This window comes from Zunongwangia sp. SCSIO 43204 (assembly GCF_019904275.1).
GTDB lineage: Bacteria > Bacteroidota > Bacteroidia > Flavobacteriales > Flavobacteriaceae > Zunongwangia > Zunongwangia mangrovi.
The window spans coordinates 2,416,775-2,441,219 of record NZ_CP063204.1 but is presented as its reverse complement, the minus strand read 5'-3'; the positions used below and the strand labels follow the sequence as shown (position 1 = coordinate 2,441,219).

Below are 24,445 nucleotides of genomic sequence, written 5' to 3'. Positions count from 1 at the left end.
AGGTTTAGTTTTAAAGTTTATTAAACTTCAATCTTATTGAAATACAGGCATTTGATTTGCATCGCCGTAATCTTTGATTTCTTCAACATTTTTCAAGGTTGTCATATCTTCTTCAGAAATCTCAAAATCTACATCTGCATTGTTTAGCATATGCTTTGATTTTGTGGTTTTTGGCAATGGCAACACGCCTAATTGCAGGCTGTAACGAATCGCTAACTGCGCAACGCTTACATTGTATTTGTCTGCCATTTCTTTTACGGTCTCGTGATCCATTAACACACCGTGACCAAGTGGAGAATATCCTTCGGTTAGGATATCGTTTTTCTGAGCAAACTCGATTAATTCGCTTGGCGTTTTACCAATATGAACCAAAATCTGGTTTACCGCTGGTTTTACGTGACCGTTGTTTAAAATGTTTTCGATATCAGACTGCTCAAAGTTTGACAATCCGATCGCTTTGATCTTTCCGGCTTCATAAAACTCTTCTAAAGCTTTCCAGGCTTCTAAGTTTCCTTCGTCATAATTTCCGCCACGGAAATCATTCCAAGGTTGCGGACTGTGAATGATCATTAGATCGATATAGTCTACATCTAGTTTTTTGAAAGACTCGTTGATCGCTTTTTTAGCGTCGTCGTAAGTCTTTTCTTCAGCAGCCAATTTAGTGGTGATGAATAACTCTTTACGGTCGATTCCGCTTGCTTTTATTCCTTTACCAACGCCTTCTTCATTTTGATAGGCTTGAGCCGTATCGATATGGCGGTAGCCCAATTTTATGGCTTCTTTTACAGCTTCACTCACATCGTCGTTATCGACCATCCAGGTTCCTAAAGCTAATTTTGGTATTGCTACTCCGTTATTTAAAGTGAATTTTTCTTCTAAAATCATAATCTTCTTTTTTGGTTAAACTTATTTCTATTCTTAATTCTTTACTTCTTTTATTTTGCTGAAGGATCTATTTCAGCAATCAATTGATGCCATTTTACACCGTCCTCAAAGTTGGGTGCTTTGCGCGATCCGGTTTTAATGTCTTCAGCTAATAATTGATAAATATGAGCAACGTTTCTTGCACCCGGAAACTCTGGCCAGCCTTCTAAAGCTTCTTTTGGAACTTCTAATTCCTGTAAACTATCATCTTCAGATTTTGCTCCTTTTATGCTGAAGTTAGCCATTTGCCCGTGACCGGTATCTCCTGTGATTTGCAGATCGCCTTCGGTTCCGTTGATTTCCCAAAGGAAGTTGGTCGCTTTTGAAACTCCGCCACGATAATGTACCGAAAATGCTGCGCCGCTTTCTAATTTTCCGTGAAGCAGGATTTGATCTTCGGCTGTTTTTAGCTTCATTTCATTGGTTTCAGCGATCTTTACTTCGTTGAAATTGGAATATAATTTACTCGAAATTTCACTAAAATCACCTAAAACTTCAGCAACACCAACCAGCGTATGCGCTACCGGAATTTCTAACATTGAAGCTCCGTTCGCTTTATCAAACAAATAGTAATATTCTTCTGCCGTTTGATTGCTCCAGTTTCCGCCAGAACCAATTAAACTGGTAGAAAGAACTTGGCCAACATAACCGTCTTCGATCAGTTTTTTAAGATACGTAACTTCCGGTGCGTAACGCATTTGTGTGCCAATAGCGACAGCAACATTCTTTTCTTTAGCGAGTTTGGCTAATTTTTGAGCTTCTTCCAAACCATTCCCTAAAGGCCATTCGCTGTACACGTGTTTTCCGGCATTTAAAGCGGCAGAAAGAATTTCAAAATGATGCGGAACTTTAACCGTTACCACCACAAGATCTACTTGATCAGACGTTACTAATTCTTTATAACTCGCAAAAGCGTGGGGTAAATTGAGTGCTTTTGCTGTTTTTTGTGCACTTTCTAGCGTGCTATTGGCTACCGCTACAATCTCTAAATCGTCCTGTAAAGATTGTAAAGCCGGTAAATGTGCAGTTGCTGCCCAGTGACTATCTGGATTTAAACCTATAAATCCTACTCTAATTTTATCTTTACTCATCTTCAAACTTTTTTAAATTTTACTTACTCATCAAACGAATAACCCGGCTTTTTGTAGAGCGATTCGATATTGGGTTTGATCTCTTTATCGTAAACCCCATCTTTCCAATCTTCTTTTGGAATATCTTCGATCGCTACCGAAACCGCTTCTTCGGGATTCTCGGTATTTTCAGTAATTACTTTGGTAAATAAATCGGCTAACTTTTGTTTGTTTTCTTCCGATTGTCCCGCTGCTATTTTTAAATGTATATGTGGCATTTTCTTTTTCTTTTCAATTTTTTTCTACGGAAATTATTCTTCTACCAATTCAAATTTTGCTTCTTTATTTCCAGAGAATTTTAGATGTTTTACGTCTGCTTCGTCGATTTTACCAACGCTCACCAATCCGCTGCTATATTTAAAATCTTTGTAGAAAATCGCGATATCTCCCCAAGGCGAATAATACGTAATATCGCCTGCTGAAGGATCGTAACCCGCCGGCGCACCTTGCGTAGAAAGCTTTGGATTTGGGTAAAAGATCTTTTCGTTGCTCGCGTAATCTTCCAATTCTACCGTTAACGGCAAATGCGCAATAAGATCTTTTGCTGTGGCATTGTCGTATAAAGTTGCCATCAACTCGGTATCTCCTATCGTTATTTTTAATCTCATTTTCTTATTATTTTCTTGTTGATCTTGAGCCGAAACCGGACTTGTAAAAAACCCGATCAAAAGGAATAAAATCGATAAAATTCGATATGCTTTTAAATGCTGCATCACTTACCGAAAAAGAAGGGTAAAAAGTTATACACATATTCAAAATACCATTCGTTGGTGTGTACTGCATCTTCAATTTCTAAATAATACAGGTTGTTTTCTTCACGATCTAAACCATAATTGAAAACCTCCAAATTGCGCATTGAAGCGATTTGCGGACTCAAATTTTCATAAGCGATATCTTCTGTTCCGGTTACAGCAAATACGTAAAAATCTTCTGCGGAATAGTTTTGTTGCTCAACCGCGTCTGCCAGATAATTTGCGGTTTCATCGGGTTGCCTTGCGCCACCCATCATTTGCAATGCCCAGCAATCACCGCTTACCGGTGCGAAATATTTAAAATAATCTAGGTTTTCAGCAAAAGCGTACCAAGTCGTGACACTTCCCATTGAAAAACCGGTAAATAATCGATGATCTCTCGATGCGGCTAAGTCGGTTGCACTTGTACTATTTGCGTACGTTGAATAGTTACTTTCGACCGCCGGAATCAAGCCATTTTTTAATTCAGTTTGAAATTGATACGTCAATTCCCCCACCTGATCCATTCCCACTCCGTCAGGACCGTTTGGATAAAATGACGGAAACACTAAAAGCATCGGTTCTAAATCACCATTTTCGATCTGGTGATCGATCGCGTTCTTTAAAGATGTTGGATTTTCTGGTGTTCCAATCAAGATCGAAATATCACCGCCACCACCGTGCATCACATAAGCGATATCATACTTCTCTGAATCATCATAACCTGCCGGAACGTAAACATAAGCCTCTTTTTCAAGTTTGTTTCCTGCTGCGTCTTCTGTCGTGTAACTTAATAATTGCAAAGTTCCGCCGTTTTCAATGGCTGTTTTCTCTGCTTCCGGAATTCGGTTGAACTGAAATTCGGTATTCACCTCCTCATTTTCTTCGGAAGTGTTTTCAGTAATAGCTTCTGAAGAACCATCTGAAGTTTTACAGCTCGTAAAAATTAGAGCCAAAAGGAATCCAAGATATGTGATGTATTTTTTCATATATAGTTTTATGCTGAAGTAACCGTTAATTGAATGCTGTTTCCTAATGCTGCGATTTCTGAAAGCTTTTCTTTGTCTTCTATTTCACCTATTTTGATTAAACCGGTGTGCGAAGCAGATTGTTCTTCACCGGCATACAAAATCGTAAAATAATTATCTGCCAGGCAAATATCGCCGTTGGTCAGCCGTTGTGTTATCAGCTTCGTCAAAAGCTAATGGAGCAGGTATAATTCCGCAGTAATCATATTCGTACTGATCTAGATTTACGGTGTAAGGCAACTTTGAAAGCACGTCTTTTGCCGTCGTAGAATTGTTAAATTTTGCCTTGAATTCTTTCTGTCCGACTTTAAGAATTACTTCAGTTGATTTTTGCTGATCCTGACTCATTTTTTGTTTTGATTTCACTATTCAAAATTAACAAGAATCACTCTCTTAAACTTAAGCTTTTCAAACTGAAAACTATGGAAATCAAACATCCTTTTAATTTAACTATTTTTAACTAATTACTGATTTACAGCAACTTAAAACCTCCTTAAGCTTAACTAAACTTTAAGAAAATGAGGTGTTTTTATAAATTTCAACACTCTTAAAGTATTTGATTTTTATAATTTTTATTAAAATTTAAAAGCTATAAAAAACAAAACCCCATTGAATACGATCAATGAGGCTTCGAAAACTAATAATCAAAATTTTTGAAGTTGACAATAAACCAACTCTAGGCAAGCCTAGAAGTAATTAATCTCGATATTCGAGAAAATCGTTCAAAATTATTCCGTTTTAAGCTTACTGAAAAAATCGATCCCAAGCTGAGCTGCTTCTTCAACGTTATTTTCAAAAACGTGATCTGCATCCTCAAGCAAGTAAAGTTTACTGTTTTGATAACGTTCATCATACGTTACAGCGTATCTGTAAGGAACCACCTGATCCTGTTTTCCCTGTACAATACAAACCGGACCTTCATATTCTTCAGCGCGATCATAAATGTCGAGTTTCGGAGTTGTAAGCATATATTCTCTGCCCACTTTATGGTCAAAAACCTCAAGATATTCGGGCGGATTTTCAGGATCAAAAGTTTGTCCTAGCATACGGCCGGCAGCAGATTCATCTTCCATAGCCGCCGCAGGAGCGTATAAAGTCATACGTTCCACTTTATCGCCTAAACTTCCTGCCAAAAGAGAAGCTACCACTCCGCCTTGCGAATGCCCCATCAAACTGATGCTTGAAGCAAAATCAAGTTGCTGTGCATAGTTAAAAACAGCCTTAGCGTCTTCCACTTCCAAAGGAACCGTCATATCGATAAAATCTCCGTCACTCTCGCCGTGACCATTAAAATCGAACCGAATACTCGCGATCCCAATTTCCTGCAAGCCATCTGCTAATTGCGTTACCAAAGGCGTTTCTTTGTTGGAAAATATACCGTGCATTAAAATGACTATCGGATATTTTTGGCCTTCTTCCATCTCTGGCATTTGCAAAATACCTTTTAGCGTTCCTACCGAACCTTCGATTTCAATATTTTCAGATTTGGCATTTATCATCGCACTTTGGTTTGCAACTTCTTTATTTTCTGCTGTTTCCTTTTCCTGATTTTTACAACCAAAAATCAAAGCAATTAAAGCAACAGCCAGTATAAGTTTTGAAACGTTCATCTTTATAATTATTTCACTTGAACTGTCGCCGCTTTTGCGCGATCGCTGATCATTGATCCTAAATACGGGCTGCTGCTGTATTTTGCGCGATAAGCTTCGTCAATTTTTTCATTGATCTCTTCGCCTTTGATCGGTTCAAATTCTACATCTTTTTCGATGTCTGCAGCTTTTATTTTTCCGGCTTTTTGACTTAAGGCCGATTGATACCAGCGTGAGCTTGTGCCGTTATACGCACGTACAAATAATTCACCTTCAACCTCAACAGACCAGATCCAAGTTAATGTTCCGTAGGTTTTTCCATCAGCACGAAAAGGTGCGATATGAAAATCGTTTTCTGCTGCGATTGTTTTTATTTCTTCTGTTGTTAAACTCATCGTTCTAAATTTTATAATTCTTTAATCTTTTTGGCAGGAATTCCGGCGTAAACACTATTAGGCTCAACATCTTTATTGACCAAAGCTCCGGCTGCCACTACTGAATTTTCACCAATGGTCACTCCGGGCAACACCGTCACATTTGCGCCCAGCCAGGCTCCTTTTTTAATGGTCACCTTCAGGGGAACCATCGTGTTTCGTTTCCCAATTTCTGAAGGGTGATTTTCCGAAGAAATATTCACACGCGGACCAATCATTACATTGTCTTCAATTTCAATTCCGCCCAAATCCAGAAAACTACACGCGTGATTGATAAATACGTTTTTACCCAATTTGATGTGCCTGCCGACATTGGTGTAAAACGGAGTGAACAAGGTGGTGGTTTCGTCGACTTCAGTACCAATGATCTCTCCCAGATATTTTCTTACTTCATCTAAACCTTCAGCATTATTCAGTTTTAGATTTAAGCTCATTGTTTCTTCAACTGCTACACGAACATCACCATAATCGGGATCGTCCATCGGAATCACTTCATTAGCCAGTAATCGCTCGAAAATTGTCTTCTTAGTTGCACTCATAATTTATCTAATCTTTGTTTTTAAGGTAAGAAATACCAGCAATTAAATTACCAGCATTTCCTATTATATTTCAGAAAAAATTACTTCTGAATTTACACAATTTCAGCTTCTTATTTAGAAGTATATCCACCATCTACCGGAATTGCCTGCCCGGTAACATAGCTTGAATAATCGCTAGAAAGCCACATTGCCACATCTGCAATTTCTTCAGCTTTACCTAAACGTTTTGCAGGAACCGCTTCAATTAAATAATCCATTGCATCTGGCTCGCGATCTAACATTTCGGTTACCATTGGAGTTTCAATGATCCCAGGACAAATCGAATTGATTCTGATTCCTTTATCGGCATATTCTAAAGCTGTACTTTTTGTAAGTCCAAGAATACCGTGCTTTGCCGCGTGATACGCTCCACGACCGGCAACACCAACAAGACCTCCTAAAGAAGAATTATTCACTACCGAACCGCTTTCTTGTTTCCCCATTTGCTCGAGTTCGTATTTCATAAAATTCCAAACTCCTTTAAGGTTGATATTTAAAGTTCGGTCGTATTCTTCGCCGCTTACTTCAACAATATCTTTGGCATCGTTTTGAATCCCTGCATTGTTAAATGCAAAGTCTAAACGACCAAATTTATTTACCACCTGCTTCACCGCTTCTTTAGCGCTTTGCTCGTCGCTCACATCACATTTGATCGCGATGGCTTTGCCACCATCTGCTTCGATCTCTTCAGCTATTTTTGTGGTATCGTTAATATCTACTAAGCCAACTGCTGCGCCTGCTTTTGCGTAAGCTTTGGCTGCTGCAAGCCCCATACCGCTACCGGCACCGGTTACAATGGCTACTTTATCTTTAAAATTGAACATAACTTTTCTTTTTTTTGGTTTGTTTCACCTGTTTTCTAAAAGGTGAAATTTGAAGTTTTTCCGAAGTATTTTTTCTTCGGAAGTATTTTTGGCTGGATTCAAAATGACTTTAAAAAAACTACCTCGAGAACATTCCCGAGGCAGCTGTTTAAAATCTATTTTTGGTATTGTTCGTCTGAAACTTTTTCTAACCAGTCTACCACTTTACCGTCTTTCTCTTCCTGAATCGCAATATGACTCATTGCTTTGTTAGGAGAAGCGCCGTGCCAGTGTTTTTCTTCTGGTGGAAACCAAACTACATCACCAGGACCAACTTCTTCGATTGGGCCGCCTTCACGTTGTACCCAACCAGCACCAGAAGTGATGATCAAGGTTTGACCGGCAGGATGCGTATGCCACGCAGTTCTTGCTCCGGCTTCAAAAGTCACCAATGCTCCGGCTCCTTTTGTGATATCTTCTTTTTGACTGAATAAAGGATCTAATCTTACGCTTCCGGTAAAATAATCTTCTGGTCCTTTTACAGAATCTATGTTTTTGTTTTTCGTAATATCCATAATCTTCTTCTTTTTTACTCGAAATTCGAGTTATTCTTCATTAATTACTTTATAGTTTGCATATCGATCACGTAACGGAATTTCACTTTTCCTTCGTCGATATTTTTGTAAGCCTCATCTACTTCAGTAGCTTCAGCTTTAATTACTTCTACTTCAGGATAAATATTATGTTTGATCGAGTAATCTAACATTTCCTGAGTTTCCGGGATTCCGCCGATCAATGAACCATAAACTCTTCTATGAGCAGATTGCATTACAAACGGAGAAACCGGGATGTTTGCGTTTGCCGGTAAACCAACGATGGCTAATTCACCACCATCCATTTTTAGCATTTTCACGTACATCATCGGGTCGTAATCTGCCGGAATTGTACTGATGATAAAATCGAATTTATCTGATAATGCTGAAAAATCTTCAGTCGATTTTACATTCACATAATCTACCGCTCCAAGACGTTTAGCATCTGAAGCTTTTTCATCGGTAATATCAAAAACAGTAACTTCTGCTCCTAGATCTACCAAGTACTGAACAGCCATATGACCTAAACCTCCAAAACCGGCAACACCAACAACATCTCCTTTTTCAACTTCACTAAATTTAATTGGTGACCAGGTGGTGATCCCGGCACACATTAGTGGAGCGGTACGTTTGATATCTGCACCTTTTGGTACGTTGATCGCAAATTCATCTGAAACAGTTATGATGTTAGAATATCCACCCTGAGTAGTTTCTCCACCGTGAAAACGATCTGGATAACCGTAAGTAAACACGGTACCATTTGCACAATATTGCTCTTTCCCGGCTTCACAGTATTTACACTCGCCACAAGAATTTACCATACAACCTACACCGGCGTAATCACCTACTTTAAAATCTTTTACATCGTCACCAACTGCAGTTACTTTACCCACGATCTCGTGACCGGGAATTACCTGATTTGGCTGATTTTTTACCATAAAGTCACTATGGCAAATACCTGCATATAAGATTTCAATTTCGATATCGCTGTCTCCTACTGGATGACGTTCGAACTCAATTCTTTCAAAATTAGAATTGGCTTTAGTTGCTAAACCAATGGCAGGAATAGCTTCGCTTTGCTGAGCGAAAGACATTGCTGATACCATCAACAACATTAGACTGAATATTCTATTTTTCATTTTGTATGAATTTTTAAGTGATTTTGAGTTATAATTTAAAAAGTTGCTGCATCGATCACGTATCTGTAACGTGCATCTTTGTTCACCACTTTTTCCCAGGCATCATTAATTTGTGAAGCATCAATAACTTCGATCTGTGGTAAAACTCCGTTGTCTGCGCAATAATGAACTACTTCTTGAGTTTCTGGAATTCCGCCAATCAATGATGCGTTGTAATTTACTTTAGCCATCGCAAGCGCTAAATTATTTACTGTGATCGAAGAAGCTTTTGGCATACCTACATAGGTGAAAGTTCCGCCTGGTTTGATACAAGCAACATAAGCTCCTAAGTTAAATTCGTAAGGAATCGTAGAGATCATATAATCCACAGTTTGTGCATAATCTTGAAGTGCTTTTAATTCTTCATCGACAACGATCACTTCTTTTGCTCCCCAAGATTTAATATCTTCAACTTTATCTGCTGAAGTTGTAAATGCATAAACTTCAGCTCCTTTAGAAACGGCAAGTTTTACGGCCATATGACCTAAACCACCAATACCGGCAACACCTACTTTATCTCCTATTTCAAATTGTTCTTTCATTAATGGAGAATACGTCGTGATCCCTGCACATAAAAGTGGAGCTGCTTGCTCGAAACTAATATGATCTGGAATATGCACTGCAAAATGATCTCTTACTACCAATTTATCTGAATATCCACCTTGCGTAATTCCGGTTGGTTCAGCTTCAGAAGGCATTCCGTAAGTCATTTTTGTAGCTCCGTTTTCACAATAGTGCTCTTCACCACCTTTACAGTGATCACATTCCATACAGCTATCTACCATACATCCAACACCTGCGCGATCACCAACCTTAAATTTAGTTACGTTCTTACCAACAGCAGCTACTACACCTACGATCTCGTGACCCGGAACCTGCGGATATTGTTGTTCTCCCCAATGTCCTTTTTCCTGGTGAATATCTGAATGACAAATACTGGCAAATTTGATATCGATGAGAATATCATCATCTCCGACAGGTCTTCTTTCAAATTCCCACGGACTCAATTTTCCTGATTCGTCTTTTGCTGCGTATCCTTTTGTTTTTACTGTTTCACTCATAATTTTTCTTTTCCTTTTTATTCTTTTCCCTTATTATTTTTTTTCGATTTTACAGAATGGTATATCCACCATCTACCGCGATAGATTGACCTATTACATAAGTCGATTCTTCACCGCATAACCAAACCGCTGCATCTGCAACTTCTGAAGCTTTACCTAAACGATTAATTGGTGCAGCATTAATAGAATCTTCTCTTGTAAGATCGCCGCTATTCACCATATCGTTAACCATTGGAGTTTCGATCGTACCCGGGCAAACCGCATTTATACGAATACCCTGTGAAGCATAATCTGCTGCGGCACTTTTAGTGATACCAAGAATTGCGTGCTTTGCAGCGACATACGGAGTTCTACCGGGAACACCAACCTTACCTGCTAAAGAAGAATTGTTGACGATCGCTCCAGATTGTTGTTTTTTCATCTGAATAAGCTCGTGTTTCATACACAACCAAACTCCTTTTAAATTTACATTTAGAATCTTATCGTAATCTTCTTCGCTAGTTTCAGTAATATCCTGAGCCGGAATTTGAATACCTGCATTATTAAATGCGGCATCTAATTTTCCGTAAGTTTCAACAACTTTGGCAACCGCTTTTTCAACTTCTGCCTCGCTAGAAACATCACACTTTATCGCAATTGTATTTGCTCCGTTTTCGTTTAATTCTGCCGAGAGTTTTTCTGCAGCTTCTATATCTACATCTAAAATGGCAACAGAAGCTCCTTTTTCAGAAAAAATTCTAACTGCTGCTTCTCCCATTCCTTTTGAACCACCGGTAACCAGTGCTACTTTATCTTTCATTTTGTTTTCTTTTAATTCATTTCATCAAAGCTTTAAATCGAAGCAATGATAAATTGAAATACGTTTTTCTTAATCTCTATTTGAGATCTTGATTTTACTCGATAATCGATATTAAATACTCCGAGGCTTACCTCGATATAAAGACATTTTCAAAAAATGCTTTCTAGGCTTGCCCCGAGGTTTAATGAAATATTATCCTATTTTGTATAAACTGAATCGGTTACAGCTTCCATCCACTCTACAATACCTTTTTCGGTATTAGGAACGATATACATTTGCTGTACGCCGGTATCTTCACTTGCACCGTGCCAGTGTCTTTTGTTTGGTGGACATTTAATCACGTCACCTTTTTCCATAATTTCTTTTGGCTGACCTTCAATCTGGTGATAACCTTTTCCGTCGGTAATAATTAAAATTTGCCCGCCCGGGTGCGTATGCCAGTTACTTCTTCCGCCTGGCTCAAAATATACATTTCCAACCGCAGTGGTATACGTAGAATCTGGTGCGACCAAACCAACATTAAATGCATTACCCGTAAAATTTTTCTCTGGTCCTTTATTTCCCTTCGGAAAGATAAAATCAAGATCGCTGTCTTCTGAAGTTGAAGTTTCTGTCTGTGCCGTTTCTTCTGAAGCTACTTCACTAGTTTCTGTTGAAGTATTCTCTTTACAGCTTCCTAATAGCAACACACTAAATAATGAACTTGCTAGTAAGGAATTTCTAAGGTTAATCTTTTTCATAATTAATTATTTTGGTTTTTAGTTTTTAAGTCTTACACAAAGATACTGGGAAAGCCAAGCTGTATAGTAATAAAATTCAAATCAAAAAGTAAGAATTTCAATCTAAGCGTCTTAAAAATTACAATATAAAATCGTAAAGAACTGTTAAATCGAATCTAACATAACAATCACGATTACAATAAATTGAGATATAATATTTTAAAAAACAAGTAACAAGCTTTGATAGGTGAGATTGTACGTATACTGAATAAATATTTCAGTATTTCAAAACAAACTCAATATTTCAGAAGTGGTTTGAATATTATAAACTTGATCCACTAAGGAACTCAGCAACTTTTATAAAATGAAAGCTGAAATTATACAATATAGATTCAGAATTAAATGTAGAATTCAATCAATAAAACAATTACCTAAGCGATTGATTTACGAAAAGAACCCGGATTAGTTCCCGTGGCTTTTTTAAAAAAATTATTAAAGTAAGTAGGATAATCAAACCCGAGCGAATAAGCAATATCATTAATACTCCAATCTGTATGCAGTAGTAAAGCTTTAGATTCGTTGATTATTCGATTATTTATATGTGAGGTTGTTGGATAACCGGTAACTTTTTTCACTGCCCTGTTAAGGTAATTTACATGCACGGCCAGATTATTCGCGTAATCTTTTGCGGTACGTAATTTTAAAGGCTGATCGATCCCCTCTATAGGAAATTGTCGTTCTAGCAGCTCTAGAAATACGTTTGTAAGTCGGGACAGCGCATCTTGATTTTGCTGAAAATTTTTAGAAGGCTCTAATTTTTGCGCCTCATGCATAATCAAATTGATATAGTTACGAATTACATCGTCTTTCTGACTATAATCGCTTTGTTGCTCCCTAATCATGTTTTCGAACATCGAATTTAAAAAAACACGTTGCTCATCTGAAATTCGAAGTACCGGCGTACCGTCTAATTTAAATAGCGGAGATTGTTGCAGCATCTCTAAACGATCTGATAACATCAAAAACTCTTCTGAAAACAAACAGGTATATCCTACGTATTTATTGGAAAGTGTTTCCCAGGAATATGGAACGTGTGGATTCCCAAAAAACAGCACGGTTTCACCATCGGTCTTAAAACTTTTATCTGAATAATGAATTACACTTTGCCCTGTCGTTAAACAGATTTTATAAAAATCCTTACGGCTATATATTTTTGTTGAAGAGCTATCATCTTCAATCCTAAATACATTAAAACCTTTTAATTTTAATTCGTTATTAAACTCAGATACCGATCTTTTTGATGTTGCGTTCATGCAGTAAAATTAAGAATTTCAAATCATCTTAAAGGAAATGACTTTCATAATTTTGTATTAATACTTAAATAATCAGAAAAAGTTTCAAACTGATATTCGATAATTTATAACAAAAATTTTATTACCCACCGTTAATTATTAAATATTATTTATATTTCTGATAAACTTCTGCTTATGAAGCGAATATTATTCGACAGACTAGATAATTCGTTTAATACCACTATAGTCTTTATTTCTATAGCGCTATTATTTACTTCGGCTACTTTTGGAGAACGTCTTGGAGTTTATGAAGTTATTATTGATAAAGCTTTCTTTATTTTCCAGCTGATGTTTTTCGGAAAATACTTTATTTATAAACGCACGGTAAATTGGAATAAAGCCGGTATCAATATTCGGCTAAAATGGTTTAAGGATGCACATATTCCATTCTCGAATATAGCAGCTTGTACTTGCAATAATAAAACCTTAGAAATTATTAAATCTAATGGTAAAACGTACAATTTTGATCTATCCGATATACATTATCGAGATAAGGCAAAGTTGATAGGTATATTTCAGGAGCGTCTTCCAAACGCTCAATTTCATAATATCTAATACGAAATCATTTCCTATGAAAGCAATTTATTTTTCACTCGCATTACTCTTATCTATCAATTTTTGCAATGCAAAGATATTTTATGGCGACAACGATAGCATTAAAGAGTCAATAAATAGCAACTGTTTTACTGCGTTAACAATAACTCGCATCAGCCATATCGGAAATAAAAAAGAACAGCTAAAAATGACCAAAGACGAAAAAGGGTATTGGAATGTTGATTATACAGCATTCCAGAAGAATGAAGATATGGTGACTCTTGAAACCATTCAAAATGATAGTCTTTGGTTTGAAGTCTTAAAAACTAAAGTATACTTTTTACCAGATTGGGATGATATTCAATATAAATTTTCAAGTTTTTTGGAAGCCGATCTTGGAAATGGAACTGAACTTTTTGAAGAAAAATTTTTCGTTATTGGAGAATCTTACGAAATTGAAATCTGGACAGATAAAGATCAAAAATACAACAAGATAAGTTATGCTTTACCTGATTCTTACTACAAAAAATTCCCAGAAGTAGATGAGACAAAAGCTGTTGCTAAACTAATCGGAATTTTTAAAGATCAATATCAAATTTTTGAATAGACAGAACTCAATTTTAGTAAAAAAACGCTCTTAGAAATCTTCTCTAAACGTCTAATTTGAACAACTAAGAACTAAATTTTTGAGATAATATAAATTTACTTATATTTAAATCGTAAACGATTTAATCTTAAAAGATTTAAAAAATGAGAACTTCTACTTTTCAAAATATTATGCGCGTTCTTTTGGGCGCAATGATGACTTTTGCCGGTATTGGCCATCTTACTTTTCAACGGGGAGAATTTCAAGCGCAAGTGCCAAGGTGGCTACCAAATTCTCAGGAATTTATGGATGTGGTTGTTCTTGCTTCAGGAATCATAGAAATTTCCTTAGGATTATGCCTAATTTTTTGGGTAAGCAAAAAAGTAAAAATCGGTATATTACTGGTCATATTTTATATTTTGATTTTCCCAGGAAACATTTCTCAGTACACTAACGGAATTGATGCTTTTGGTTTGGATACCGACCAAAAAAGGCTAATTAGATTGTTCTTTCAGCCTGTTTTAATCTTATGGGCCTTATGGTCTACAGGCGCTTTAAAATATTTATTCAGTAAGAAAAATTGAGAAGAGACTTATTTCAAGGCTAATCATTTTTGTTAGCCTCAGGCAAAAAGTTATTTTTACGCTTCTCAAAAAGCACTTTAATTTTGAAAAAGATTTTAGCAATTCTAATCTTGATTTCTTCTATACTTATTTCCTGTAAGGAAGAAAAAACATATGCTGATTATAATGAAAATGATTTTTACGAAGTACAAGGCCTAGTCACCCATGCTCCGCTTACCGATGATCCTTATGATCTTCACGTAGCCAAGGATGTACATTACAAGTATTTTTTAGACCGCGACCAACCTCTTAGCGGAATAGAAGAAAATTTTGAAATTCTGGAAGATGTAAAAGGCTATCCTGTTGTCATATTGGTTCATATAGAGGATGAAACGATCAATTTTTTTGATCGTATCGGTTTTTCGGAAAATTTAAGCATTGATGAAAAGAAAATTCTTGAAGAACATTTTCAAGAACAAATGGATATCGAAAGAGAAAAGATTAATAAAAGAAACTAATTGTTTCGAATCTGAAAAAAAAAGCCACCTTTTCAGGTGGCTTTTCAATTTTATTTCGATTTCTAATTAAGCTTCACAGCTCGAACAATTTACAATGTTCGATACAAACTCTTTAGAAACACTCTGGCTTCTTTGATAATATAAAGTTTTTACGCCTAATTTCCAGGCTTCGATCATTAACTGGTTCACATCTCTTACCGCTACTCCCGCAGGAATATTAAGATTTAAACTCTGCGCCTGGTCGATAAACTTCTGTCTTACCGATGCCTGCTGAATAATCTCTAACTGACTAATTTCTTTAAAGGTTTTAAAGATATCTTTTTCTTCCTGGGTTAAAGTTTCTAAATGCTGAACACTACCGTGATTTAGCATAATGCTTCTCCAGGTATCCTCGTTATCCAATCCTTTTTCCTCTAGCAATTGCTTAAGATATTTGTTCTTACGCATAAAGTTTCCTTTCGCAAGACCAGCCTTATAATAATTACTACTGAAAGGTTCGATTCCTGGTGAAGTTTGTCCTAAGATCGCAGAAGACGAAGTTGTTGGCGCAATTGCCATCAAAGTCGTATTTCTTAATCCATAACCTTTAAGAATTTCTGGCTCGCCATAAATGGTAGCCAACTCCTTACTGGCTTTGGTAGCTTTAGCGCTAATATCTTCAAAGATCTGGTGTGTTAAGCCTTTTGCTCGCATTCCTTCAAAAGGAATTCTGTTTTTCTGTAAATAAGAATGCCATCCCATCGCTCCTAAACCAAGCGCACGGTGATTTTTTGCAAATCTATTTGCTGAAGCTAAATAGTGATTCCCTTCAGTTTTTGCGATAAATTCCTGAAGTACGCCGTCTAAGAAATAGATCGCTAATTTAACAGCTTCAGTATCTTTCCATTCATCATAAAGCTCCAGGTTCATTGATGATAAACAGCAAATAAATGATTCGTCTTCCGTAGAAGGCAAAGCAATTTCAGAACATAAATTACTAGAATGGATTGTTCTATTTTTATCCTTATAAACCTGTGGTTTAAATCGGTTAATATTGTCTTTAAATAAAATATATGGTAAACCTTTTTGCTGGCGACTTTCTAAAACCTTAGCCCAGATTTCACGTTTTTCCATATCGCCTTCGATCATTTCCTGCATCCAGTAATCTGGCACACAAACACCGTAGAACAAATTCTGAATAGGATTCCCGATACTTTTAATTTCCAAAAATTCTTTAATATCTGGGTGATCGATATCTAAATAGGCTGCAAAAGCACCACGACGAACACCTCCCTGAGAAATGGTATCCATTGCCGTATCAAAAAGTTTCATAAAACTTGTGGCTCCACTACTCTTTCCATTATCGGTAACAGCGCTACCACGACCACGTAATTCTCCAAAATATCCAGATGTACCACCACCAATTTTGGTTTGCATAATTACTTCACCAAGTTTGTGCGTGATTCCTTCGATATTGTCTGGTACATAAACATTAAAGCATGAAATTGGTAAACCACGCTCGGTTCCCATATTTGCCCAAATTGGTGAACTTAAACTCATCCAACCTCGCTCTATCATTTCGATAAAAGCTTCAGCAAGTTCTGGCTTATATAATCTTCTTGCCGATGCATTTGCAATACGCTCGATAGCAGATTTTACAGTTTCTCCTTTTAGCAAGTAACCACGATTAAGGATTTGCTGACTTTCATCATTAAGCCACCAAAGTCTTTTATTCTTTGGTTCGTCTGCGATTAAAGGCTGAGTTTCTACGTTCGTTGTCATGGGAGTTTCGGGTATTTAATTTTTGGCGATTATTTTTAAAAAAGGTCTGATGCGGTGATACTTTTATCGTGCTTTGTATAATCTACAGGGCGTCTTGCAAAGAAATCGTCTAAGCTATTTGCAAAAACTTCTTCTTCAAACCATAGCATTGGCTGATATTCGGCTGCTGTTATATTGTATTGCTTAGGGAGACCTATGCTTTGTAAACTATCATCTAATCTGAATTTCATAAAATCCATTAGATTCTTTTTATTAATGGTTTCTAACTGACCATTTTCGAAGATCCAGTCGATAATTTCTTCTTCAACTTCAATAGATCTGGTAACTACATCGGTTAATTTCTGAATCATTTCTTCATTGAAGTAATCTGGATACTCTTCACGAATCTGATTGATGATATAGATACCGGCATTAGCATGAATTTGTTCGTCTACTGAAGTCCACGCGATAATATTACTCACATTCTTCATCACTCCTTTAAAACGGTTAAAGGATAACACGATAGCAAACTGACTAAAAAGTGATACATTTTCAATCAAAATAGAAAATAAGATCAAAGAAGAAACGTAATCTTTAGGATCCTCGGCTTTGGTATGCTCTAGAGCTTCAGTTAAATAGGCGATACGTTTTTTAATCGCAGGAACTTCTACTACCTGCGCAAACTCGTTATTATAACCTAAAACTTCTAAAAGTCTCGAATAAGCCTGTGAATGTCTAAATTCACATTCAGCAAAAGTACTTCCTAATCCGTTAAATTCTGGTTTTGGTAAATGTTTGTATAAATCTCCCCAAAATGATTTTACAGCAACTTCAATTTGTGCAATCGCCAGTAAACTTTTCTTTACCACATCTTTTTCACCCTCGGTTAAATGTGAATGAAAATCCTGTACATCTGCGGTAAAATCTACTTCAGAATGCACCCAAAAAGATTGGTTGATAGCATCTGTAAAATCTAAAACTCCCGGATACTCAAAGGGCTTATAATTTAGCCGCTTATCAAAAATACTCATACTGCTGTTGTGTTATTTATGAAACAAAAAACCAAGAGCATAAAATGAAATGGAAGGATGATCTTCGATAAGATTTTAATCTTAAAATGTCGAATCTTAGTATCCACGACCATTACTTTTTATGCGAAAGTAAAAGTCATTGAAACGAAAAAAGGTGTTCTGGCTTATCAGCAACGCTAATTTACAGTTGCGCAACAGCTCATGATTTGCACATGATTCCCCTTAAATTCATATGAAATTTCGTTCAATAATTTCAAATCAAAATTACAATCTAAGAGCACACTTTTTTTAGAAATCTTAGCATACTTATTCACAATTTTGTGAACAATCCAGAAACCGCTGATTTTTAAAGTTTTATATTTTAATTTTTAAAATTCTGAAAATCAGATTATTAATTTTTCAACATTGCTAAATTGTTTACAAAAAATGTAAACTTTGCAATTCTAAATAATCTGTAAGCGAATAAAATATAATGATTTACTTATTTGTGAAGACATTGGTAAATGCATTACAAATATAAAGAAACCTCAACTTGAAATTGATTTATCTAAAACGAAAATTTCACGAAAACTGAAGATAAAATACAGTAGCTTAAAAATAAACAATTTAGCTCTAGAATTTCGGAATTTAGTCTAAAACAGGAAGAGCCTTTTCTTCAAATTCAATATTCAGGTTTAAAATTTCATTAAGTGTTGGTGCAAACTGAGAGGTAAAATATTGCTTATTTTTTCTCGATGCTCCTATAGACTTAATGTGATTTCCTAAAGCCATGATCCAAACCTGATCTGCGTCTTTAATTGAAGTACCATGCCCTCTCCAGGTATCATTTTCTCCAGTTCCTGCTCCGCGACCATGATCTGTGGTGATTAAAATACTCGTTTTACCTTTATAATAAGAATCTGAATTCACAAACTCCCAAATATCCTGGATCATTTTATTGGTGCGATGTGCAGACCTTAAATATTCATCATAGCGACCGTCGTGCGCAAAATCATCGGTTTCTCCATAGGCGATATATAAAACATCAGGCTTTTCGTGCTTTAAAGCTTCCATTGCATAATTATGGGTAAAAACATCGAATCTTACCCCGCCCCACCGCTTTGGTGTTTCCTGCTGAATTTTATCCAAAAACAGCGCTTTTTCTGAAGGATTTTTAGATAATGAAGATCGATATCCTGCATTAACCGGAATTTCACTCCGTTTTTCATTCAGTATAAAAGGAAAAACATCCCAGCTTCCAAAAGCTAAAACTTTACCGCGATACTTATTACTGAAATTGGCGATTTCCAGAATGGTTTTATTTGGATTATAAATTTTATCGTTACTATTTATATGATTATCATCTGCTTTACCGGTTAGAATTTCATTATAACCAGGATAAGAGAAAATCATGTTATTGGTAAGATTCACTTTATTACCTTCCCAGCGATCACCTAAGATCACACCATTTTCAGCAATAAAATTCCACACAAAAGGAAATAGCATTTTACGACGCTCTGTTTTAGTTTCAGCCCAAAAATCATCTTTTAAACCCGATCTATTTTCTACAAAACGATCATTATTTAGCAGCAGAGAATCTGCCCCACCAAATAGTTCCTGCCAGCGCAAGCCATCTAAAGTGATAATAATAAGTTTATCGTTTTCCTGAGCCTGCAGGGAAATACTCAGTATAAAAAAGCCAAAAACAAGGGATTTAAGATCTAATTTCATATGGCTAAAATAAGGCGAATTATGATTCTTTCTGCAAATTAAAAGATACTCAATCGTTACTAAATGAATAAATTGTAAGTTTACATTAAATTAGAATTATTGCTGAAGAGCGTAGCAAAATAAGCCTGTTAAGTAGACTACACAGGGCAAGCCCATAAAGCATTTTTTTTAAAGCGTCTTTGTACCGAGGCAAGGCTCGAAGCATTTAATCTCGATTATCGAGTAAAAAATTAGTAGTTATTGAGAAATTCTAATGGCATTTTAATCTCGATATAAAGTTTTTTTAATAATCCCACTCTATTTTCGCATGCAGCTGAAGAAATGTTATAAAATTCTGAAGCTTTAGAAAAGAACGCAACTTTTAATTACTTTTATCGATTGAAAAACCTATTTCGATCATTTTTAACCAGTTACAAAAAACATTGAATTATATATGGCCAAAAGTTCAATTTCTCCCTGGACTAAACTATGGAACCTGCTAAAACTCGAAAAACGTGACATTTTACACGTTCTATATTACGCGCTTTTTGCAGGTCTTATTAGCTTAACCCTACCATTGGGAATACAGGCAATTATAAATTTAATTCAGGGTGCAGAGGTTTCTACCTCCTGGATCTTACTTACCTGCCTGGTAACTCTTGGAGTTGGATTTAATGGAGCGCTACAAGTTTTACAACTAGATCTTGTAGAGAATATTCAGGAGAAAGTATTTACACGTGCTTCGTTCGAGTTTATCTATCGCTTCCCAAAAATGAGGGTTAGAGAACTGGAAAATTATTATCCGCCAGAATTATCCAATCGCTTTTTTGATGTGTTAACGCTTCAAAAAGGTTTACAAAAGCTATTGCTAGATTTTCCTGCTGCTGTGATTCAGATTATTTTTGGCCTTTTGCTACTTTCATTTTATCACCCGTTTTTTATTGCGTTTGGTATTCTATTAGTAGTCCTTATTTATATCATCTTTAAGTTTAGCTTATCTAAAGCGGTCGATACAAGTATCCTGGAGTCTAAAAAGAAATATCATGTTGCTTTTTGGATTCAGCAGGTGGCTGCAAACTTTAGAACCTTCAAGATTTTTCCAGATGAATATGAGCAGAATAAAAACAATAGACTTGTTCAAAAATATTTAGAAGATAGACAGGCGCATTTTGGTACTGTAAAGAACCAGTATAAGCAAATGGTTGTTTTTAAAGTTATTGTGACTTTAGGACTGCTTTTAATTGGTGGCTTACTGGTACTTAATCAGCAAATGAATATTGGACAATTTGTTGCTGCTGAAATTATTATCGTACTGGTTATTAATTCCGTAGAAAAAATAGGGCTTAGCTTAGAAACGATTTATGATGTGGTCACTGCAGTCGAAAAAATTAGTGAAGTAACCTCTAAAAAAATAGATCGTAAAACGGGTGTGAATAATAATGACGTGCAGCTATTTCCTTTAAAAATTGAAAATCTGCATATCGAGAAAACAACTGTTCCAGATTTAGTAGTGAATGAAGGTGATCTTATTAATATTGTTGGTGCAGAAATTGTAGTGAACGACTTTTTCCATTACCTCTCTGGGATGAAAAAGACCAAAAAAGGTCGAATTTATTTTAACCGGGAAGAAATCGCCAATGTAAATCTTGATAATTACCGAAACAAGATCGCATTGCTTTTAAATACCGATAGTATTTTTGAAGGAACTATTTGGGAAAATCTAACGCTGAGTAACCCAAATATGAGTTCAGATAGGGTTTACCAAATGCTAGAAGATTTTAATGTTCTGGATCATATCAATAAACTTCCGGAGTCATTAAACACATATATTTTCTCTGGCAGTAAAAAAATAGGTGCAAAAACAGCGAAAAAGATATGTTTGATAAGAGCCTTACTTAAAGATCCAAAATTTTTAATGATCGAGAAAGGATATATACTTTCAGAAAATGATAAACAAGCCCTGATGAAGCATATTAAAAGAGAAAACACCTGTGTTTTACTTGCTGATGATGCACATCGATTAGACGAATTTGAACCTCTATACCTAGAACAGAAATAAAAAATTAAACAATAAATGCTTAATCTTTCTAATACAAAACTGGGTGAAAAGGTAAACTTCGAGCAGTTTAGTGCCTTTTCTCAGATCGTGAAAAGAAGTCATCACAAGCTTCTTTCCAGGATCTTATTAGGAACTTTTGTGTTTTTACTAATTCTACTGTTTTTCCCCTGGACGCAAACCATTAGCAGTAGAGGTTATGTAACTACCCTAAAACCTGATCAAAGACCCCAAACCCTGCAATCTCCAATCCCGGGACAAATCCAAAAATGGTATGTTCGGGAAGGTGATTATGTTGAAAAAGGAGACACAATTTTACATATTGCTGAAGTAAAAAATGAATATTTTGATCCGCTTCTTGTAGAAAGAACCGGTGATCAGTTAAGTTCAAAAAATAGTTCTTTAGAATCTTACGGGCAAAAGATCGAAGCACTACAGCGCCAGTTAGCTGCTGTAAATCGCGAGCGTGAATTAAAATTAGAACAAACAAGAAATAAAAGAAAGCAAGCCGAACTTAAGATCAATAGTGATAGTATTTCTTTAGAAGCGGCGAAAGTAAACCTAAGCATAGCCGACAGGCAATATACTCGTATCGCCGAGCTTTACGAAGAAGGACTTAAATCAAGGTTAGATCTTGAAACAAAACAGTCCAAATTTCAGGAATCTCAGGCCAAGGTTATCGATCTTGAAAATAAATTACTCAGCAGTAAAAACCAATTGCTTAATGCGATCATGGAAGTGAATCGTATTGAAGCTAACTATATCGATAAGATCAATAAGATCGAGGGTGAGATCTCTACGGCTAATTCATCAAGATTCGATGCTGCAGCACAAGTTTCTAAATTAGAAAATTCTCTTTCTAATTACCAAATTCGAAAAAATCTTTATTATATCCGCGCTCCGCAGGACGGTTACATTAACCGTGCGCTAAAACAAGGTATCGGTGAAACCTTTAAAGAAGGTGAAAAACTGGTTACCATTATGCCTTCTAATATCGATATTGCTGTGGAAACTTATGTAGAGCCTATAGACCTCCCACTTCTAAGTATTGGCGATCATGTAAGAGTACAATTTGATGGTTGGCCTGCGATCGTTTTTAGTGGATGGCCAAATGCCTCTTTTGGTACTTATGGAGCAAAAGTAGTTGCGATAGAAAATTTTATAAGTGATAACGGTAAATACCGAATTCTGCTTGCTCCAGATCTTAAAGAAAGAGATAAGCACGAATGGCCAGAAGCACTTCGGGTAGGATCTGGTGCCAGAACTCTAGCTTTACTGGATGATGTGCCTATATGGTATGAATTATGGCGAAAATTAAATGGATTTCCACCTAATTATTATACCAGCGCAGAAAAAGAAAAAGACGGAAAGAAAAGTGATTCCAAAGATGCTAAGAAGTAATATGCGAAAGTTTATTTGTTTAGTTTACTTTTCGGTTTTTGGTATTTTCTTCGGAAATGCACAGGAACAGGAATCTGAGATCTTCACGTTGGAAGAATTTCTAGCGATGGTAAAACGGCATCATCCTATTGTTGCTCAGGCAAATCTTGATCTTTCTGCAGCAGAAGCTAAATTATTAAAATCCAGAGGAGCCTTTGATCCTAAACTGGAAGGTGGAATGAAAGAAAAGAATTTTCATGGCACCGAATATTACTCGTTGTGGCATGGAACGTTTAAAATTCCTACCTGGTATGGTATTGATCTTAAAGCCGGTTATGAGCAAAATGAAGGTTACTATCTTAATCCAGAAAATACCACACCAGATGACGGTCTTTGGAGTGCCGGTGTAAATATTAGACTTGCACAGGGCTTGCTTTATAACGAAAGAATGAATAATCTGAAGCAGGCAAAGATCTTTCAGGAACAATCACAGGTAGAAAGAAATATACAGGTAAACCAGGTGCTTGCAGATGCTACAAAAGCCTATGCAGATTGGGTATATTATTTTCAAAATGCTACAGTTTATGACGAATTTTTGGAAAATGCGATCATTCGATTCGATGGTATTTCAACTTCCAGTAGATTGGGAGAAACACCAGCGATCGATACTGTAGAAACAATGATCACGGTAAGAAAACGAAGATTAGATCTTAAGCAAGCACAATTAAAGCTTCAAAAAGCTAAACTGGCGCTTAGTAATTATCTTTGGATCGAAGATATTCCTATCGAATTGGAAGATCGTATGATTCCGTCTCCAGAAACCTTAGACTTCACTTCTGTTCTTGGCATAGAGCAATTATTAGGAAACGCAACAGATATCGAAGATCATCCTAAATTACAGTCTTTAAATTATGATTTGGAATCTTATGATCTTGATATTCGATTAAAAAGAAACAAACTTTTACCTAAGATCGATGTTGAATATAATTTTCTTTCTGAAGAAATTGATGAACCAGATTATATCAACACGAATAATTATAAAGCCGGAGTTAAAGTAAGTTTTCCTTTATTTCTTCGGAAAGAACGCGGTGATTTACGATTGTCAAAAGTTAAACGGGAACAGGCTGAATATAAATTGTCTGAAAACGCCTGGAAGCTAAGTAACAAAATTAAGGCTACCGAAAGGGAAATTCTTAGTTTACAGGAGCAAATGGCCATTGTCACAAATATTGTAGACGAAAGTGAGATCATGGTTGAAGCAGAAAAACGCCTATTCGAGATGGGTGAAAGCTCCATTTTCTACATTAATACTCGGGAAAATAAACTTATAGATTCTATTCTAAAAATGAATAAGATCAACAACGAATTAAACCTTGCGATCGCTAAGCTTTTCGAAACACTTAGGATCGAGTATGAGAATCAATAATTC

At 36.1% G+C, this 24,445-nt stretch carries 27 protein-coding genes and 1 riboswitch; of the genes, 7 read left to right on the top strand and 20 right to left on the bottom strand.

Features of this window, described 5'->3' with window-relative positions; all coding sequences use genetic code 11:
• Window positions 1-33 precede the first annotated feature (33 nt).
• The 17 genes from INR75_RS10705 to INR75_RS10625 form a co-directional block, all read right to left on the bottom strand.
• Window positions 34-885, bottom strand: a complete 852-nt coding sequence (locus INR75_RS10705) for an aldo/keto reductase (protein WP_092542671.1) — start codon at window positions 883-885, stop codon at window positions 34-36.
• Window positions 886-935: 50 nt separating this feature from the next.
• Complete coding sequence (locus tag INR75_RS10700) at window positions 936-2,015, bottom strand: Gfo/Idh/MocA family protein (RefSeq protein WP_223088796.1); 1,080 nt, start codon at window positions 2,013-2,015, stop codon at window positions 936-938.
• A gap of 23 nt (window positions 2,016-2,038) precedes the next feature.
• The gene (locus INR75_RS10695) at window positions 2,039-2,272 is read right to left on the bottom strand and encodes a tautomerase family protein (RefSeq protein WP_223088795.1); all 234 of its coding nucleotides are present in this window, start codon (window positions 2,270-2,272) and stop codon (window positions 2,039-2,041) included.
• A gap of 33 nt (window positions 2,273-2,305) precedes the next feature.
• Window positions 2,306-2,662: a cyclophilin-like fold protein gene (locus INR75_RS10690; RefSeq protein ID WP_223088794.1), complete on the bottom strand. Its 357-nt coding sequence runs from the start codon at window positions 2,660-2,662 to the stop codon at window positions 2,306-2,308.
• A 104-nt stretch (window positions 2,663-2,766) separates the two neighbouring features.
• Window positions 2,767-3,774, bottom strand: a complete 1,008-nt coding sequence (locus tag INR75_RS10685) for an esterase family protein (protein ID WP_223088793.1) — start codon at window positions 3,772-3,774, stop codon at window positions 2,767-2,769.
• An 8-nt stretch (window positions 3,775-3,782) separates the two neighbouring features.
• Window positions 3,783-3,983, bottom strand: coding sequence for a cyclophilin-like fold protein (locus INR75_RS10680; RefSeq protein ID WP_223088792.1), 201 nt, complete (start codon window positions 3,981-3,983; stop codon window positions 3,783-3,785).
• Complete coding sequence (locus INR75_RS20610) at window positions 3,928-4,161, bottom strand: cyclophilin-like fold protein (protein WP_223088791.1); 234 nt, start codon at window positions 4,159-4,161, stop codon at window positions 3,928-3,930. Before INR75_RS20610 ends, INR75_RS10680 begins: the two co-directional genes overlap by 56 nt.
• Before the next feature lie 380 nt (window positions 4,162-4,541).
• Complete coding sequence (locus INR75_RS10670; RefSeq protein ID WP_223088790.1) at window positions 4,542-5,423, bottom strand: alpha/beta hydrolase; 882 nt, start codon at window positions 5,421-5,423, stop codon at window positions 4,542-4,544.
• Between the two features lie 8 nt (window positions 5,424-5,431).
• Window positions 5,432-5,797, bottom strand: coding sequence for a DUF2255 family protein (locus INR75_RS10665; RefSeq protein ID WP_223088789.1), 366 nt, complete (start codon window positions 5,795-5,797; stop codon window positions 5,432-5,434).
• A gap of 11 nt (window positions 5,798-5,808) precedes the next feature.
• Window positions 5,809-6,375: a DapH/DapD/GlmU-related protein gene (locus INR75_RS10660; RefSeq protein WP_223088788.1), complete on the bottom strand. Its 567-nt coding sequence runs from the start codon at window positions 6,373-6,375 to the stop codon at window positions 5,809-5,811.
• 110 nt (window positions 6,376-6,485) lie between these two features.
• On the bottom strand, window positions 6,486-7,238 hold the full coding sequence (locus INR75_RS10655; RefSeq protein ID WP_223088787.1) for an SDR family NAD(P)-dependent oxidoreductase: 753 nt from the start codon (window positions 7,236-7,238) through the stop codon (window positions 6,486-6,488).
• A gap of 155 nt (window positions 7,239-7,393) precedes the next feature.
• Window positions 7,394-7,792, bottom strand: a complete 399-nt coding sequence (locus INR75_RS10650; RefSeq protein ID WP_223088786.1) for a cupin domain-containing protein — start codon at window positions 7,790-7,792, stop codon at window positions 7,394-7,396.
• A 44-nt stretch (window positions 7,793-7,836) separates the two neighbouring features.
• Entirely contained in the window at window positions 7,837-8,949 is a 1,113-nt protein-coding gene (locus tag INR75_RS10645) for an NAD(P)-dependent alcohol dehydrogenase (RefSeq protein ID WP_223088785.1), read from the bottom strand.
• A 35-nt stretch (window positions 8,950-8,984) separates the two neighbouring features.
• The gene (locus INR75_RS10640) at window positions 8,985-10,049 is read right to left on the bottom strand and encodes an NAD(P)-dependent alcohol dehydrogenase (RefSeq protein WP_223088784.1); all 1,065 of its coding nucleotides are present in this window, start codon (window positions 10,047-10,049) and stop codon (window positions 8,985-8,987) included.
• 49 nt (window positions 10,050-10,098) lie between these two features.
• Window positions 10,099-10,848 (bottom strand): SDR family NAD(P)-dependent oxidoreductase, encoded by a 750-nt coding sequence (locus INR75_RS10635; RefSeq protein ID WP_223088783.1) that lies wholly within the window; start codon window positions 10,846-10,848, stop codon window positions 10,099-10,101.
• 197 nt (window positions 10,849-11,045) lie between these two features.
• A complete protein-coding gene (locus INR75_RS10630; protein WP_223088782.1) occupies window positions 11,046-11,588 on the bottom strand; it encodes a cupin domain-containing protein in 543 nt (180 codons plus the stop codon).
• 410 nt (window positions 11,589-11,998) lie between these two features.
• A complete protein-coding gene (locus tag INR75_RS10625; protein ID WP_223088781.1) occupies window positions 11,999-12,880 on the bottom strand; it encodes an AraC family transcriptional regulator in 882 nt (293 codons plus the stop codon).
• Window positions 12,881-13,054: 174 nt separating this feature from the next.
• Between INR75_RS10625 and INR75_RS10620 the strand changes: the two genes are divergently transcribed.
• The 4 genes from INR75_RS10620 (at window position 13,055) to INR75_RS10605 (ending at window position 15,120) form a co-directional block, all read left to right on the top strand.
• The gene (locus tag INR75_RS10620; RefSeq protein WP_223088780.1) at window positions 13,055-13,474 is read left to right on the top strand and encodes an EbsA family protein; all 420 of its coding nucleotides are present in this window, start codon (window positions 13,055-13,057) and stop codon (window positions 13,472-13,474) included.
• Between the two features lie 16 nt (window positions 13,475-13,490).
• Entirely contained in the window at window positions 13,491-14,060 is a 570-nt protein-coding gene (locus tag INR75_RS10615) for a hypothetical protein (protein WP_223088779.1), read from the top strand.
• Window positions 14,061-14,203: 143 nt separating this feature from the next.
• Window positions 14,204-14,623, top strand: coding sequence for a hypothetical protein (locus tag INR75_RS10610; RefSeq protein ID WP_223088778.1), 420 nt, complete (start codon window positions 14,204-14,206; stop codon window positions 14,621-14,623).
• A gap of 83 nt (window positions 14,624-14,706) precedes the next feature.
• On the top strand, window positions 14,707-15,120 hold the full coding sequence (locus tag INR75_RS10605) for a hypothetical protein (RefSeq protein WP_223088777.1): 414 nt from the start codon (window positions 14,707-14,709) through the stop codon (window positions 15,118-15,120).
• A gap of 66 nt (window positions 15,121-15,186) precedes the next feature.
• Here INR75_RS10605 and INR75_RS10600 read toward each other — a convergent pair whose 3' ends face one another.
• The 3 genes from INR75_RS10600 to INR75_RS10590 form a co-directional block, all read right to left on the bottom strand.
• Window positions 15,187-16,881 (bottom strand): ribonucleoside-diphosphate reductase subunit alpha, encoded by a 1,695-nt coding sequence (locus INR75_RS10600; protein ID WP_092542707.1) that lies wholly within the window; start codon window positions 16,879-16,881, stop codon window positions 15,187-15,189.
• A gap of 35 nt (window positions 16,882-16,916) precedes the next feature.
• Complete coding sequence (locus INR75_RS10595) at window positions 16,917-17,891, bottom strand: ribonucleotide-diphosphate reductase subunit beta (RefSeq protein ID WP_223088776.1); 975 nt, start codon at window positions 17,889-17,891, stop codon at window positions 16,917-16,919.
• A 131-nt stretch (window positions 17,892-18,022) separates the two neighbouring features.
• Window positions 18,023-18,148: riboswitch (cobalamin riboswitch) on the bottom strand.
• Between the two features lie 370 nt (window positions 18,149-18,518).
• The gene (locus tag INR75_RS10590) at window positions 18,519-19,601 is read right to left on the bottom strand and encodes an alkaline phosphatase family protein (RefSeq protein ID WP_223088775.1); all 1,083 of its coding nucleotides are present in this window, start codon (window positions 19,599-19,601) and stop codon (window positions 18,519-18,521) included.
• Window positions 19,602-20,034: 433 nt separating this feature from the next.
• On the opposite strand from INR75_RS10590, the gene INR75_RS10585 reads away from it, so the two are divergent.
• Genes INR75_RS10585 through INR75_RS10575 form a run of 3 tightly spaced genes read left to right on the top strand, consistent with a single transcriptional unit; the run spans window position 20,035 to window position 24,442 of the window.
• Entirely contained in the window at window positions 20,035-21,639 is a 1,605-nt protein-coding gene (locus INR75_RS10585; RefSeq protein WP_092542713.1) for an ABC transporter ATP-binding protein, read from the top strand.
• A 15-nt stretch (window positions 21,640-21,654) separates the two neighbouring features.
• Window positions 21,655-23,037 carry an HlyD family secretion protein gene (locus INR75_RS10580; protein WP_223088774.1) on the top strand — a complete coding sequence of 461 codons (1,383 nt, stop codon included), beginning with the start codon at window positions 21,655-21,657 and terminating at the stop codon, window positions 23,035-23,037.
• A gap of 1 nt (window position 23,038) precedes the next feature.
• A complete protein-coding gene (locus tag INR75_RS10575; RefSeq protein WP_223088773.1) occupies window positions 23,039-24,442 on the top strand; it encodes a TolC family protein in 1,404 nt (467 codons plus the stop codon).
• Window positions 24,443-24,445: the final 3 nt, after the last annotated feature.

Excerpts from the sequence above, each read along its gene's own strand:
- INR75_RS10705 (WP_092542671.1), bottom strand. The coding sequence starts at position 885 with ATGATTTTAGAAGAAAAATTCACTTTAAATAACGGAGTAGCAATACCA.
- INR75_RS10700 (WP_223088796.1), bottom strand. The coding sequence starts at position 2,015 with ATGAGTAAAGATAAAATTAGAGTAGGATTTATAGGTTTAAATCCAGAT.
- INR75_RS10695 (WP_223088795.1), bottom strand. The coding sequence starts at position 2,272 with ATGCCACATATACATTTAAAAATAGCAGCGGGACAATCGGAAGAAAAC.
- INR75_RS10690 (WP_223088794.1), bottom strand. The coding sequence starts at position 2,662 with ATGAGATTAAAAATAACGATAGGAGATACCGAGTTGATGGCAACTTTA.
- INR75_RS10685 (WP_223088793.1), bottom strand. The coding sequence starts at position 3,774 with ATGAAAAAATACATCACATATCTTGGATTCCTTTTGGCTCTAATTTTT.
- INR75_RS20610 (WP_223088791.1), bottom strand. The coding sequence starts at position 4,161 with ATGAGTCAGGATCAGCAAAAATCAACTGAAGTAATTCTTAAAGTCGGA.
- INR75_RS10670 (WP_223088790.1), bottom strand. The coding sequence starts at position 5,423 with ATGAACGTTTCAAAACTTATACTGGCTGTTGCTTTAATTGCTTTGATT.
- INR75_RS10665 (WP_223088789.1), bottom strand. The coding sequence starts at position 5,797 with ATGAGTTTAACAACAGAAGAAATAAAAACAATCGCAGCAGAAAACGAT.
- INR75_RS10660 (WP_223088788.1), bottom strand. The coding sequence starts at position 6,375 with ATGAGTGCAACTAAGAAGACAATTTTCGAGCGATTACTGGCTAATGAA.
- INR75_RS10655 (WP_223088787.1), bottom strand. The coding sequence starts at position 7,238 with ATGTTCAATTTTAAAGATAAAGTAGCCATTGTAACCGGTGCCGGTAGC.
- INR75_RS10650 (WP_223088786.1), bottom strand. The coding sequence starts at position 7,792 with ATGGATATTACGAAAAACAAAAACATAGATTCTGTAAAAGGACCAGAA.
- INR75_RS10645 (WP_223088785.1), bottom strand. The coding sequence starts at position 8,949 with ATGAAAAATAGAATATTCAGTCTAATGTTGTTGATGGTATCAGCAATG.
- INR75_RS10640 (WP_223088784.1), bottom strand. The coding sequence starts at position 10,049 with ATGAGTGAAACAGTAAAAACAAAAGGATACGCAGCAAAAGACGAATCA.
- INR75_RS10635 (WP_223088783.1), bottom strand. The coding sequence starts at position 10,848 with ATGAAAGATAAAGTAGCACTGGTTACCGGTGGTTCAAAAGGAATGGGA.
- INR75_RS10630 (WP_223088782.1), bottom strand. The coding sequence starts at position 11,588 with ATGAAAAAGATTAACCTTAGAAATTCCTTACTAGCAAGTTCATTATTT.
- INR75_RS10625 (WP_223088781.1), bottom strand. The coding sequence starts at position 12,880 with ATGAACGCAACATCAAAAAGATCGGTATCTGAGTTTAATAACGAATTA.
- INR75_RS10620 (WP_223088780.1), top strand. The coding sequence starts at position 13,055 with ATGAAGCGAATATTATTCGACAGACTAGATAATTCGTTTAATACCACT.
- INR75_RS10615 (WP_223088779.1), top strand. The coding sequence starts at position 13,491 with ATGAAAGCAATTTATTTTTCACTCGCATTACTCTTATCTATCAATTTT.
- INR75_RS10610 (WP_223088778.1), top strand. The coding sequence starts at position 14,204 with ATGAGAACTTCTACTTTTCAAAATATTATGCGCGTTCTTTTGGGCGCA.
- INR75_RS10600 (WP_092542707.1), bottom strand. The coding sequence starts at position 16,881 with ATGACAACGAACGTAGAAACTCAGCCTTTAATCGCAGACGAACCAAAG.
- INR75_RS10595 (WP_223088776.1), bottom strand. The coding sequence starts at position 17,891 with ATGAGTATTTTTGATAAGCGGCTAAATTATAAGCCCTTTGAGTATCCG.
- INR75_RS10590 (WP_223088775.1), bottom strand. The coding sequence starts at position 19,601 with ATGAAATTAGATCTTAAATCCCTTGTTTTTGGCTTTTTTATACTGAGT.
- INR75_RS10585 (WP_092542713.1), top strand. The coding sequence starts at position 20,035 with ATGGCCAAAAGTTCAATTTCTCCCTGGACTAAACTATGGAACCTGCTA.
- INR75_RS10580 (WP_223088774.1), top strand. The coding sequence starts at position 21,655 with ATGCTTAATCTTTCTAATACAAAACTGGGTGAAAAGGTAAACTTCGAG.
- INR75_RS10575 (WP_223088773.1), top strand. The coding sequence starts at position 23,039 with ATGCGAAAGTTTATTTGTTTAGTTTACTTTTCGGTTTTTGGTATTTTC.